This window comes from Micromonospora sp. WMMA1923 (genome assembly GCF_049179195.1).
Taxonomy (GTDB): Bacteria; Actinomycetota; Actinomycetes; order Mycobacteriales; family Micromonosporaceae; genus Micromonospora; species Micromonospora yangpuensis.
Window position 1 is genome coordinate 107,126 of the sequence record NZ_JBMHLZ010000001.1, and the last position, 13,141, is coordinate 120,266.

9 protein-coding genes are annotated in these 13,141 nt (G+C 67.1%); 7 read left to right on the forward strand and 2 right to left on the reverse strand.

What is annotated here, in order from left to right; all coding sequences use genetic code 11:
- Nucleotides 1–24 precede the first annotated feature (24 nt).
- Nucleotides 25–297, forward strand: coding sequence for a GIY-YIG nuclease family protein (locus ACN28G_RS00520; RefSeq protein WP_421478127.1), 273 nt, complete (start codon nucleotides 25–27; stop codon nucleotides 295–297).
- Between the two features lie 560 nt (nucleotides 298–857).
- Nucleotides 858–1,838, forward strand: a complete 981-nt coding sequence (locus ACN28G_RS00525) for a hypothetical protein (protein ID WP_421478128.1) — start codon at nucleotides 858–860, stop codon at nucleotides 1,836–1,838.
- A gap of 126 nt (nucleotides 1,839–1,964) precedes the next feature.
- Here the strand turns inward: ACN28G_RS00525 and ACN28G_RS00530 are convergent, their stop codons facing one another.
- Nucleotides 1,965–2,237, reverse strand: a complete 273-nt coding sequence (locus ACN28G_RS00530) for a hypothetical protein (protein WP_421478129.1) — start codon at nucleotides 2,235–2,237, stop codon at nucleotides 1,965–1,967.
- A 113-nt stretch (nucleotides 2,238–2,350) separates the two neighbouring features.
- Nucleotides 2,351–2,851, reverse strand: coding sequence for a hypothetical protein (locus ACN28G_RS00535; RefSeq protein ID WP_421478130.1), 501 nt, complete (start codon nucleotides 2,849–2,851; stop codon nucleotides 2,351–2,353).
- Nucleotides 2,852–4,195: 1,344 nt separating this feature from the next.
- Between ACN28G_RS00535 and ACN28G_RS00540 the strand changes: the two genes are divergently transcribed.
- The 5 genes from ACN28G_RS00540 to ACN28G_RS00560 all read left to right on the forward strand — a co-directional run bounded on the left by ACN28G_RS00540 (nucleotide 4,196) and on the right by ACN28G_RS00560 (nucleotide 13,086).
- Entirely contained in the window at nucleotides 4,196–4,879 is a 684-nt protein-coding gene (locus ACN28G_RS00540; RefSeq protein ID WP_421478131.1) for a hypothetical protein, read from the forward strand.
- 430 nt (nucleotides 4,880–5,309) lie between these two features.
- Complete coding sequence (locus ACN28G_RS00545; RefSeq protein WP_421478132.1) at nucleotides 5,310–8,594, forward strand: DEAD/DEAH box helicase; 3,285 nt, start codon at nucleotides 5,310–5,312, stop codon at nucleotides 8,592–8,594.
- Nucleotides 8,595–11,621 (forward strand): UvrD-helicase domain-containing protein, encoded by a 3,027-nt coding sequence (locus tag ACN28G_RS00550; RefSeq protein WP_421478133.1) that lies wholly within the window; start codon nucleotides 8,595–8,597, stop codon nucleotides 11,619–11,621.
- Nucleotides 11,622–11,659: 38 nt separating this feature from the next.
- Entirely contained in the window at nucleotides 11,660–12,673 is a 1,014-nt protein-coding gene (locus ACN28G_RS00555; RefSeq protein ID WP_421478134.1) for a DUF6244 family protein, read from the forward strand.
- The gene (locus ACN28G_RS00560) at nucleotides 12,670–13,086 is read left to right on the forward strand and encodes an Imm1 family immunity protein (RefSeq protein WP_421478135.1); all 417 of its coding nucleotides are present in this window, start codon (nucleotides 12,670–12,672) and stop codon (nucleotides 13,084–13,086) included. Before ACN28G_RS00555 ends, ACN28G_RS00560 begins: the two co-directional genes overlap by 4 nt.
- The last annotated feature ends 55 nt before the right edge of the window (nucleotides 13,087–13,141 follow it).

The following is a 13,141-nucleotide window of genomic DNA, read 5'->3' on the forward strand; positions in this document are numbered from 1 at the left end:
GGCCTGCCGCACCGCTACGCGGGCGTGTACTTCATCCCCAGCGGCTCGTCCATCGAGATCGGCGAGGCCGCCGACCCGTACGAGCGGATGCGCGACTTCCACACCGGCAACCGCCATGGCCTGGAGCTGCTGCACGTCATCGCCGAAGGCGGCAGATACGCCCGCCAACGGCTGGAGGGCCAGCTCCACCGGCGCTTCGACCACCTGCGCCTGCCCGACCATCGCGAATGGTTTCAGAACCATCCCGAGCTGACGGAGTTCATCGGCTTCATCCGCTCCGAGGAGTGCCACCCCTGACCGACGACCAACGGTGCCACCACGCTGCTGAACGGCCGGCTTCGACGGCGTACCGTGCTCGTCGCTGGTTCTCGGACACTGACTGGTGATCAGCCGCCGGGGTCTCCCGGGTGGCACCAACTGCCCCCCAGCGACGCCGGCGAGCGGGCCGGCGTCGTCGGTAAGCCGTCCGTGGAGCCTGTGGGATTTGAGCCGATGCTCGGCGTGTCGAGGCGCGTCTGCTAGCGGGTTGCGACTAGTGTTCGAGTGGGCCATCACGCTGGCCCGCTCTGAGCGATCGCCTGGCGCCCACGTTGCCTCTGGATCGCGACGAGGACAAGCCGTCTTCGACGCAGCGTGAGACCGCCGTGATCTCGCGGGGGACGTGGGGCTCCGCTGGAGAATTCACGATGGGCCATTCCAGTGACAACCGCCGAGCTCGCACCCGGGCTATCCGTGCCCGGATGGCAGCGACCAGCGAGCCGTACTCGGTCGCCGCGCGCCGCGTCGCGACCGAGCAGACCTCTCATCAGGCCGGGGAGGTTCCCCCGGCTGTCCCCACCTCACTGACAAGGATTGTCATGGACGACACCGTGGCGACGCGGGACGCGTTGCTCGACTGGGCCTATGACCAGGCTGGCGGCGACACCACGAACGCTGTTCCGGTCATGCCGTTCGCCGAGGAACGCGGTCTTGATCTCGACGCCGGCTTCACGCTGGTGGACATGTGCACGGCCAGCGGCCTGGCCCAGTCCGTGTCCACGTTCGGGAACCCAAGCATCCTGCTGACTCCGGACGGGCTGGCTCACGTGCAGGGACGCCGCCGGCGCCGGGATGACCCGGCGCTGCGCGCTGGCGCGGCCCGTAACGGATTGCTGCGGTGGATGTACCGCCAGCACATTGCCAGGGTGCACATGCCCCTCCCGGGCCAGTTCGCTTCGGCTCCCGAGGCGGCCTTCGAGGGCAGCGCGTTCACCGAGGTGGAGATCGCACTGGCTGCCGAGTACCTCGCGAAGCGGGAACTGATCAAAGGCCCCGGCGCGTTTGGTCACACCGGCCCGGTGCGGGCCGACATCACTCCGGACGGCATGGACTGCGTTGTCGATTGGAGCGCCAACGTGTCCGCCTACCTGCGCCGTCAGGAACTCACGGTCTCGACCTCAACGTCCACATACAACGGTCCCGTGTTCAACGGCGGCAGTGCCGACGGGGCGCAGTTGGCCTGGAACAACCAGTCGGTGACCCAGAACAACACCCGGGTCGAACAGATCGCCCCGGGATACGAGGCGCTCGCCAAGGCGTTGACCGAGATGCTGCGACAGGTCCCGGCCATGGGCCTGTCCGAGGAGGCCCGGGAAGACATCGATGCGGCCAGCAGCGAGATCCTCGCCGAGATTGTCCGGGACGGGCCGCGGCCCGGGCCGATCCGGCGGGCCGCGACGGTCCTTCGCACCTGGCTCACCCCGATCGCCGCCGCCGGCAGAGCCGGAGTCGGCCAGGGTGTAAGCGACGGCGCGCAGGCAGCAGCGCGCACCGCCATCGAGCTGATCTCACCCTTCTAGCCGCTCTTGCTGGGCTCCACGTACGGCGCGCCGTACGTGGAGCCCAGCAAAAGCCTCGTACGTTTCCGCCGAACTGGCGACCACCGTCGCATTGGGCCCACCCGCGGCGGACTATCGAGTTCACCGTCAACGAGATGTAAGCGCCCCGGCCGCGACGCCGCGAAGCTCATCGGCCTCGCTGGCCACCTTGTCGCGCACGGCCCGGTCCTGGAGATGCTCGCCGGCCCGCTGCCGGGCATCTACCACTCCACCGGTCTGGCCCGGATCCTGTTCGCGTTCTTCACCGCGCTTGCCGAGACCGAGCGCGACCTTTTCGCCGGCCTCGATCAGCCAGCAGGAGCCCTCGGACACGGAGGGAGATTTGATCTTCAACCAGCCGGTGGCCAGCGTTGTGAGCATGTCGGCAGCGACTTGGGTCGACTGCCGGGCCAACTCCTCAAGGAAGCCTCCACCCAGGTGCCCTGCGATCTGGCCAGGAGTGCACCATGGGATGGCCGGTGGGCAATCGGTCACTACCGTGGCCCCCATGTGACGACACCGGTGAGGTCATCGGTTCTGCGGTTGACCGAAAGCCATGACCCTCCTGGTGGCGCCTGCATCCGCCAGTCGCCGTCTCGCCAGAGCAGGGTCAGTGAGAGGACGTGGTACTGCGGGGCTCCAGCGGAAGGCGCGCGGAGGACAAGTCCGATCACGGCGGTGTCGGGTGAGTAGGACTGGTACATGAAACCGTCGATCTGGCTGAAAGCGCCTGGGTCGACTTGGTTGGCGTCCAACGTGCGTAGCTCGGCCAGCAGCCGATCCCGGTCGGCACTCGGCGCGAACTGCCGCTCGGTCGTGGGTTCCCAATACTCCTTGCCGAGCGAGTAGGTGGACCGCACCATGATCTGAGCGGCGGCGATCAACGCGCCCTCGGGGGTGTGCGCGAAACCGGCAGCCGTTGTCGCCGTGACCTGCGTCGGCCCGGATGAGGCGCTGACCGGGGTAGCCAGCGGGCCGACCAACTCCCATGTCACGTCATCCGGCGCGGTCGTCGGTACCTCGGTGGGCAGGGCCTCAGGGGGTGACCCGAGGTCCGGGTTTCCGCCGGTCCGGGTGGGCCCGGCTGGTTGCGGAGCGGTGCTGGGCTCCTGATCGTGGCCGCCTAGGACGGCGATGAGTAAACCCCCAGCGATGACGCAGGCCATGAGCGCGGCGGCGGCGATGAAGCCGGGCCGGGTCCATGGCGGACGGTTGGCGAACTCCGGGGAGGGCGGTGTCGTGGTCATGGTTGCCGCCTATGCGATGAGGACGCTGACACAGCAGCATCCTTCCAGCCCGCCACCAGGGCAAGCCATCTCAGATGTCACCTATCGGTGCAGCAGACCCGTCGTCCTGCGCAGCAACGACTTCTACGGACCGGAACGCCGGAGCCCTTCGAAAGCGGTTCCCGCCTGTTGTACGTGGTGCTAACCCGCGCCCGCCACAAGACCATCGTGCTGCTCTTCGGTGACGACCCGAAGCCGCTCGTGGCACCACTGGTCAAGCTGGCCCGCTGAGCCGCGTCCACGCAACCGATCGAGTGATGCCGGTCCGGCTGCCTTGCCGGACCATACTGTCCCGAAGAGTGGGCTGGCCTCACTCGTCTCCCGAGGTGCTCACCCGCCCAGGTATCGGACCCCTGTCCCGCTACAGCTGGCTCGCTTCTGTCGTCCATCTGACATCGCCGATGAACCGCTGGCTCACGTAGGCTTCTGCACCGTCGATTGCCGGCGGAAGCGCGGAGGACCACCTGTGACAACAGAAGAGTTGCGCGATATGGAGCGCATCCTTCGACGCCTGCTGAGAGCACACGACATGTCCTGGGTGTTGGAGAGTGTCGATCGGGCTCTCGTCGAGGGTGTGTTGCAGGAGCGGCCCGTGGAACGGGTCCGCCGAGCTCGGCCGGATCAAGCGCAAGAAGACCTGCACGTCGCGTGGGAGCCGGGAAGTGCGGTGGACCTGGAGGATGTTGTCGTAGCGGGAGGACGAAGGGCTTCCGTCTCGTATCCGAGCACGACAGGCAACACGGGTGTGACCGTACGGACCTACACCTCGTTTGAACGCGTACTCTTGATCATCGACTCGATGCAGCGCGTGTTAGTGGAACTGCCAGAGGCCGTCACCCAAACGTACGCGCGCTTGGCCGAGGCAGCAGCTGGAGAATCAGCGCCGATCGACCTGGAATTTGCGAGCGACATAGGGGAACCCCTAGCGGAGGAGGCCGTCTCGCCATCCGGCCAAAGGCGCAGGCCGTCCGGTAGGCACGAGTTAGAGCAGGACCGGGAACGGCGAGATCAGCTCGACTGGCTTCTAGATAGGCTGAAGCAGGAGGCGCAGTCATGACGTCGAAGGACGGTCTGATAGCTGCCATCCGTACAATACTGGCCACCAGCGGCACCCCCTATGCGAGCACTTTCGAGGCGCACGACGCCTACGAGGGTTACGTGTTCTCACTCGTCGTGTCGGTTGCACGTAAATGTGGCGCGACCGTCGACTATGTAGCCGTCACCGGCGAGTCCACGCGGAAGCTCCTCTTCCGCACTGCTCCTGGGATGCTCTACTCGACGACACATCCGTACACGCACGCAGAACTTCAGTTTCCTGGAGCCGGAGTTCCAGCACTCGAGGTGCATCTAGGGGTACGTGTCCAGGGTGGTTCACGTGTACTACACGAGTGTGACGTGTTGGTGCTTCCGAAAGACGAGGCCGATCGAAGTCGCATGGGCCAGGTCGCGCCACGTGGCAACAAAGCGGTGCTTGCGATCGAATGCAAGTTCTACGCTGCCCACCTGCAACTGAACGTGGCACGCGGATTCGAGGGACTGCACGCCGACCTCGGCTTGCGTCACACACTATTCGTCTCGAACCTTCCAGGTCCCCGTGTCGCCACCTACCTGAGCCACCGTAGGCGCTCTTGGGAGCAGCAGGTCCGGCCCGGGTCGCCACAGGTGAACCACCTGGAAACGTTAGTTCGCGAGGCCTTCAAAAATTACTGCGCCAAACACGGGTTCGTTTTGCCGTGACCCGGGTGAACAACCATCTCGTATCACGGGATCCCCCTCCTGTCCCCTCGCCTAACCGGCACGGCGAACTCGGCGGGTCCCAGGAATCAGCGAGGTTCGGACTGGGAAGTGGCCGGACGGCGACTGCGCCGGACCTAGGGCCCGCGGGCGCGAACTACTCCTAGGCTCTCGACCGCGTTCACCGGGGCGCTTCGATCCGGCTTCATGACCGCAGCCAGCGGGGGCGACGTGGATCCTGGACCGTGGGGTCTCGCCTGCCGACCTCCTTGTTCAGAGGAGAACGCGTGACAGCGTTGCCGCAAGGAGGGCCGGGCCACGAGACAGTCTAGGTCGACCACGGAGGATGACAGTGCACAGGCTCGGCGAAGCAAGCCGACGGATCTTTCCCGATCCGGGGGTCCTCGTGGTCACACATGGTTATCACCCGCTGGTGACGGATGCGACCGCCATGCTCGCGACCGGGCTTTTCACTGACGTGCTGACTCTCGGTGTCGATCTGCCCGACCCGGCTGGGGTGGTCGAGCGGGTGCGGCAGGTCGTCGATCCGCCGGTCAGTCTGCCTGAGGGGGTGTACTGGTTCGGGGGACTTGATCCGGCTCCGCTGCTCGTGGTCACCTCGGGCGCGGTGCCTTCTATGGGGATGCACGAGCCGGTTGACGACGTGGCCGAGGAGTCGCCCGTGGCCTCCGCGCTGGGCTGGTTCGACCACCTCTGGGACGGCGCGCGCGAGGTGCCGCTGCCCCGGTTCGCGGTCACCGATGAGGTGATCACCCGGGCCGGGCAGGACGGCATGGTGAAGTCCCGTAGGTTCGTGCAGGGTCGTTGGATCTACCAAATCTTCGCCGGCAGCCGCGTCCAGCGTGTCGACGAGGAGGCCCTGTCGCCCAGGCCGACGGTCGACTCCCCCGACGCGTGGGTGTGCACGGAGCCGGCCCCCGCTGAACGCCTCGCCGCCACGCTGACCAGGGCGAAGCTGGAGAAACAGTTCACCGACACGGTCTTCTCGTTCCGCGCGACGCGCACCATCTTCCGGCCTTACCAGTTCAAGCCAGTGATGAAGTTGCTGAGCACGGGGTCGCTCCGGTTGCTCATCGCGGACGAGGTCGGTCTCGGCAAGACCATCGAGGCGGGGCTGTTGTGGACCGAACTCGATGCCCGCAGGCACGCGAACCGGGTGCTCGTCGTGTGTCCCTCCGTACTGCTGGCCAAGTGGCAGCACGAGATGCGCGAGCGGTTCGGTTTCGAGTTGACCGAGCTCACCGGTGCGGGGTTGACCGACCTCAAGGACCGGCTCGAGTCGGATCGCCTGCCCAGGCGGATGGCCTGGATCTGCTCGGTCGAGCGGCTACGGGCGTGGAAGGGGCTGGCCGACGTCGAGGAGCTGGGTCTCCAACTGGACCTGGTGATCGTGGACGAGGCCCACATCTTCCGTAACTCGAACACGAAGAGCCACGCGTTGGGTGAGCTGCTGTCCCGCTGGGCGGATGCGTATGTCTTCCTCTCCGCGACCCCGGTGAACCTGCGCAACGATGATCTGTACAACCTCCTGGAACTGCTGGTGCCCGGCGAGTTCCAGGGCCTGGCGGACCTGCAGGAGCGGATCGAGCCCAACCGTGTCCTGAACCGGATCACGGGTTCGCTGCTCGACGCCTCGGTCAGCAACGCCACACGTAGGCGGTGGTTGTCGGGCCTGTCCGACAGCTCGTTCGGTCGGGTCATCACCATGCGGCCCGATTTCCTGCTGCTGTGCGGGCTCCTGGAACGGCCCCACCTGTCTCCGAGCGACGTGGTCCAGGTGAAGCGGATCTGCAGCGAGTTGGGCGGGCTCTCGGCCCAGGTCACGCGCACCCGCAAAATCGAGGTCCAGGAGGACAAGGCGGTGCGGGAGCCGCGCCCTGTACAGGTGCGCTGGACCCAGCGTGAGCAGGACTTCTATCAGGCTTACCTGCAGTGGTGCGTCGAGCGGGCGAAGGTCAGGGACACACCGCTGCACTTCGGCATGCAGATGCCTCTGCGCCTAGCGGGCAGCTGCCTGCCTGAGGCCGCGGCACTCGTGCTGGATACCGGACAGACTGCGGGCGTACAGGATGAGGTCAACGCCACGGCGACGGCGGCTGTGTCCGGTCCGGATGTGCCGCCGTCACCGCGGTTGCGGGAGCTGGCAGCCAGCATCGACGTGGACACGAAACTCGACCAACTGCTGGGCGTTGTCGACGATCTGGTCAGCCAGGGCAAGCAGGGACTCGTCTTCACGTTCTCCCGCAGGACGTTGGCCTACCTTGAGCGGCACCTGCGGAACCGGTGCAGGACCGCGGTACTGCACGGTGGTGTGGGCAGGGACGACCGGGCCAGGATCATGGCCGAGTTCCGGGCAGGCGGGTACGACATCGTCGTGGCCACCAAGGTCGCGAGTGAGGGTCTGGACTTCGAGTTCTGCTCCGTCCTGGTCAACTACGACCTGCCCTGGAACCCGATGGAGATCGAGCAGCGTATCGGTCGGATCGACCGGATCGGCCAGACCGAGAAGAAGATCATGATCATCAACTTCACGACCCCCGGGACGATCGAGACCGACATCCTCGAGCGGGTACTCACCCGGATCGGGATCTTCGAACACGCCATCGGCGCCCTGGAACCAATCATCGAGAGCATGTGGCCCGAAGTCGAGTCCTGCCTGCTCGATTTCGCCCTGACCCCCGCCCAGCGGGTGCAGCGCACCCAGGAGTTCCTGGCGGCGGTCGCGGAACAGCAAAGGGCCGCCCATGAGATCGAGGCAGCGGCACCCCACCTCATATCGAGCGACGGCGTCGACATCGAGGGCCTCGAACCCGATCTTCTCGCATCCGGCCGGTACGTCGGGCAACAGGAACTGGCCCTGCTGGTAGGCGACTGGGTGGGCAGCTACGGCGGACACTGCCGGATCCACGGCGACCACGTGACCGTGATCGGCAACAGCGAGCTCGCCGGTCACGTCCGTGACCTCACACGCCGCGGTGACAAGACGAGATCCGAGGTCGACCAGATCCTCAGCGACCTGACACACCAACTGCCGATCCAACTGTCGCTGGACCAGGAGGAGTCCCGAACCACCGGGGCGCCGCTCCTGACGGCCAACCACCCGTTGGTGAGGGCGGCGTTGGACGTACCGGGGCACCGGCAAACGAGGTTCTCCGCGGTCGCGATGTCGGCACGGGAGGCCAGGGTGGCCCCGGGCATCTACCTCGTGCATCTTTGCATCGCCACCTGGAACGGCCTGAGGCCGCTGCACGAGGTGTGGACCGTCACCGTTGACGCCCGGACCCTGGAGGTCGCCCCGGACCTGGGTGACCGGTTGATGGCCGCTGTGGCGGCCGGTGACCTGCGGCCCGCGTGGTTCGACGGCTCGGTTGACCTCCGGCCTGCGCTCGACGTGAGCACTGATCTGTTGGAGCAGAGACACCTTCGGAGCCAGGACACGTTAGCGGCCGAGAACGAGGCGTTCCTCGCCTCCCGACGGCTCAGCGTCGAACAGGTGCATCAACGGCGGACAGAGTCGCTGGAGTCGCGCATCGCGACCCTGCGCGCCCGAGGCCGGCACCGCATGGTGCCGCTCTTCGAGGCCCAACAGCAGCGGGAGGATAACCGCCACGCGGGCCTCCTGCAGGACATCACGGCACGATCGACGGCCATGCTCAGCACCGAGGACCTGGCCGTCTGCGTAGTGGAGGTGCAGTAGGTGGCCGGGATCAGCGACCAGGACCTCGCCTACGAGATCGCCACCAACCGGAGCTACCTGCAGGCGTTGGAGCGACGACTCGCCCGGAAGAACCCGGAGATCGCCGTCAGCGCGAACGAGCGCTACGTCGACAACGTTCCCCGAGGCGAACGGGCAACCATCGGTCCCCTCTGCGGCCGCGTCGGCCTCGCTGGCCCGGACCGGCACCTCGGGGTCGCCTTCTACATCGGCACGCGGTACCTCAACAGCACGGACTGGGACTATCCGGTCATCAACTGGGCCGCACGGGCCGCGAAGGTGTTCTTCGACCCGCACGCCATCCACGAGTTGGACCACGATGTGGTGGTGCGCCGCACCCTGACAGCGCGTGGTGCGGAGGTGGTACACGCCTCCGACGACTGGGTGGTCACAGTTCCCGTCGAGAAGTCGCCCCTCAAACCGGGGAAGCTCAACGTCCCCCCGGCACCGCCACGCCGCCAGACCACGCGCCGCGCCGGCTCGACACCATCGTCTGCCCGCACCACCACATCGACGGACCACCCGGCAGGGCAAACACCCGCAACCAGGCAGGAAGCTTCACCCGCTCCGCCGCCCAGGCCAAGGAAACCGGGGAAGAAGCCGACGCCGGCGGCTCCCACAGCGAGCGGCGCCACCTCGGCAAAAAAGGGAACCGCCGGTCGCCTGCCACTGCCGGCCAAGCCTGCGGACCTGGCAACATGGCATCCGAACGGACCGCTCGTCGTCGCCTTCTCGGGGGACTTCCGGGTAGACCCTGACGCTATCGCAGCCGTGCGCGCGGTCGACGTGCTGCGGCACCTGGGCCGCAAACGACGACGCGTGCTCGTCGTGTCAGCCTGGACCACCCCGATCCCGAAGATCGTCGGCAGGATCCACACCGCCGCAGCTCTCGTCGGACTGCCCGCCGCTGACGTCCCCAAAGTCATCACCGTCGTTCAGGAAACCGATTGGCTGGTCGGAATCGCCGGGTACCCCCGCTTCACGGACACCCGTAAGCCGGACAAGCTTGACGTGGGCCGGTACGTCCAAGACCTCGTGGAGCAGGCCGTACAGCTCTGCCACCGACGCCTGGGGTGGGCTCACCGCGCCGTGGACCTGTCGGTAAAGCTCAAGGTTGCCTACGAGGTGATCCGCATGGGCGGGGTGCCCACCGAACCACTGAGGCTCGGCAGGTACTCCGCAGAGTGGATCGAAACCCTCCCGCCGTTCCGTTCCGCCTGGGGACAACTCCGCTACCTCGCGCTCTTCGCCCAACTGGTCACCTCGCTCAAAGGACCCGACAGCCAGCAGCCCTACGGACACGTCATCGTCCACGGCGAGCACGACTTCTCCGGCCTGGCCTGCGCAGTCCTAAGCGCGAACAACCCCACCGCTCAGTGGACGGTCCTCACGGAACTCACCGGCCCAGGATCACCGACCACAGACAAGCGTCGCATGGTCAACTTGGTTGAACGCCTCGGCGTCGCGGACAACCGCAGAGAGATCGACGTGATCGCCGTACCCGGTGCCGGGCTGGTCAGACATACGATCGCCCTGCCCAGACCGAAATCCGTTCCCGCCCCGCCACCCGAATCCCCCGATCGAGGCCCTCAACCGACCGAGCACCGACAGCGGTCGTCGGCGGCCATCGACCTCGAGAACGGCATGCGTGCCGTTGACGCGGTGCGCTACGCCCTGCACGCGCCCCGGACCGAGGCGATGACCTCCGTGCTCGCCACTCTCCAACCCGACCAGTACCGCCTGGTGACCCAACCGCCGACGATGCCCCTGATCATCCAGGGGCACCCGGGCACCGGAAAGACGATCATCGCGGTGCACCGTGCGGGCTACCTGGTCAACGAGGAGACGACGAAGAAGAGCAGCATCCCACGGGTGCTACTACTCGGACCTACCGAACAGTACGTCCGCCACGTCTCACGCACGGTCAGGGAACTCGACCCCACCGGAGCCATAACGGTCAAGTCGCTTCCCGAATGGCTCGCTGAACTCGCCGGTCTGGGCACTACGGCACAGCCGGGCGAGGGCACAGCGGAGGACGTCGGCGGCTTCATCGTGGGCTTGGCGAAACACGCGGTCCTGGAGTGCCAGAAACAGCCGGAGTGGAAGGCGAGCCGTCTGCCCGACAAGATCAGAATCGCCTACGAGGCCATCCGCAGTAGCAGCGACCCGGACGGACGCCCGCCGACCAGCCAGACGGAGCAGCGGTGGATCGAGACCCTCCCACCGTTCCCGAAGGCCTGGGGAAAACGCCGCTACCTTCCCCTCTTCGCGCAACTGGGCCTGCTCCTCAGCGACAGGCAGTCCAGATACGGGCACATCGTCGTAGACGAGGCCCAAGACGTCTCGGAACTCGAGTGGGAGATCATCCAGGCCCACAACACCAGCGGACGATGGACGATCGTCGGAGACTTGAACCAACGCCGCCGGCTGGACATCAACCACCTCGACTGGCACCAACTGGCGAGACGGCTTCACATACTTCCCGACGCCGAGTTGTTCGAACCCGAGGTCGTGGAACGAGGATACCGGTCCACCCAGCCGATTCTCGACTTCGCGAACTGTCTCCTCCCATCCACCGAGAACCAGCCCTGCTCGCTGCAGACCGAGGGGCCGGAGCCGGCAGTCATCCGAGCCAGCACACCTGGCAAGCGCGACCTCCGAGCCGTCACCGAGGCGGGCAGGCTCCTGGACTCGTACCCCGGTGGGACGGCGGCGATCATCACCACCGATCCAGAGGCCATCGACAGGCTGCTTCTGAGTGACAGGTGGCGACGGGCGGACACGGCATCGGGTGCGGGCGACTGGACCAGGGAGGAACGCCGGCTTGCCGTCCGTACGCCCGACTCGGCGAGGGGTGTCGAGTTCGACGGGGTCGTGGTCGTGGAGCCGCGCTACTTCGTGCGACAGGAGGAGTTCACCGGAACCCTGTACACCAGCCTGACCCGGGCGAACCGCGAACTCGTCGTGGTGCACAGCAAGCCGCTACCTGATCCGCTCACACACCGCTGACACACCCGGAAAGTCGTAGACGGTTCTGAGAGGGCGGGATGTCACTGACCGGCACGGTACGTGCCGACCTGCAGGCGATGGCAGCGGGTGTGGCCCGCGCACAGCAGGTGGCCGCTGCGGTCGATCACGCTGTCGAGCAGATTGCCGCCCGCGCGGTGGCCTCCGGTTTCGCCGGCGTCGCGGCCGGTCTCGCCCGGGTGCGACAGGTACTCGGTCATGCTCGCTCCCGGCTGGTCGAGGCCGCGGATGTTCTGGGCTCGACCTACCGGTCCGTCGACGCGATGGCGCACCAGCCGTCGCCGCAGGAGATCATCGCCGCGCTCACGCCTGTGGCGGTGGCGGTGACCGCGGTACAGGGCCGGGTGACCGGTGCGGGGTCGGCAGTCGGCGAGGCGCGGCGGCTCGTCACGGCGGTGTTGCACGGAGGGCAGCCGGGCCCGACGCTGGCGGGCTTGGAGCAGATGCTGGAACTCCTGACAGCCGTTCTCAGGCGGGGCACCGAGGCCCGGGAGCACGTCGAGGAAGCGCTGGCACGGGCTCGTCAGGTCGGCGGTGCGGAGGGGGCGGTGACGGGAGGTGAAAGCGACATCAGCCGACTGTTCACCACACGCGGCGCGCCCACGACCACGACCGGTATACCGGCGTCCTCCGAGCCGCTACCCGAATGGGTGTCGGAGGCCGCGCGTGACCTGCCTCGACGGGAGGCGAAGGACCCCACCTCCGGTGTCGCCCTGATCGGCGGCCAACGGATACCGATGAGATCCGGCCGTGACCCTGCTGCCGCCGCTGACCTCAAACCGGCCTACCAGCTCATCGCCACCACGACGGATCACCTGGAGGCCAAGCTCGCCGCCCGGATGCGCCGCGACCACGTCACCGACGCGGCCGTCGTGACCAACAATGCGCCCTGCGACTACACCCCCTACGGCTGCGAGAAGATCCTCTCCCGGCTCCTCCCCGCCGGCGCACGACTGACCGTCTACGTACGCGACGATGACGGACAGGTACGCCACTGGCGCACCTACACCGGCAACGGAAAGGCGATCGCATGAGGGTGACCTGGACCTACGACCGAGGCGACCACCGCGACAACCACGAAGCCGACGTGACCGAACCCGCCGCCCTGGAGACCCTTCTGGCCGAGATCCACCAGGCCGGCGAGCCCGTCGTGGTCACCATCTTCTCCGACCCCGCCGACGATCCCGACGACCTGCCGCCCGGCCTCCAGGTCGGGCTCGGCCACCCCACCCACGCCTTCGCGGTCCACATCGCCGACGACGGCGGCTACCTTCACGACCGGTCCGTGGATGCCCCGGGTCGAGGGGTCAGCTTCGATTTCGGCGGGGTGCCCACCGAGTACCCCGCCGAGCACCTGCGTCTACGTCCGGAGACGGTCATACGGGTCGCGGGTACCTTCCTCGCCACCGGCGGCGACCCGCCTCACGTGCCCGCCGTCAGCGAGTAGTCACACGGCTGGCCGGGTGGCGTCGGCCGGCAGCGCAGGATCGGCCGTTCGGGTC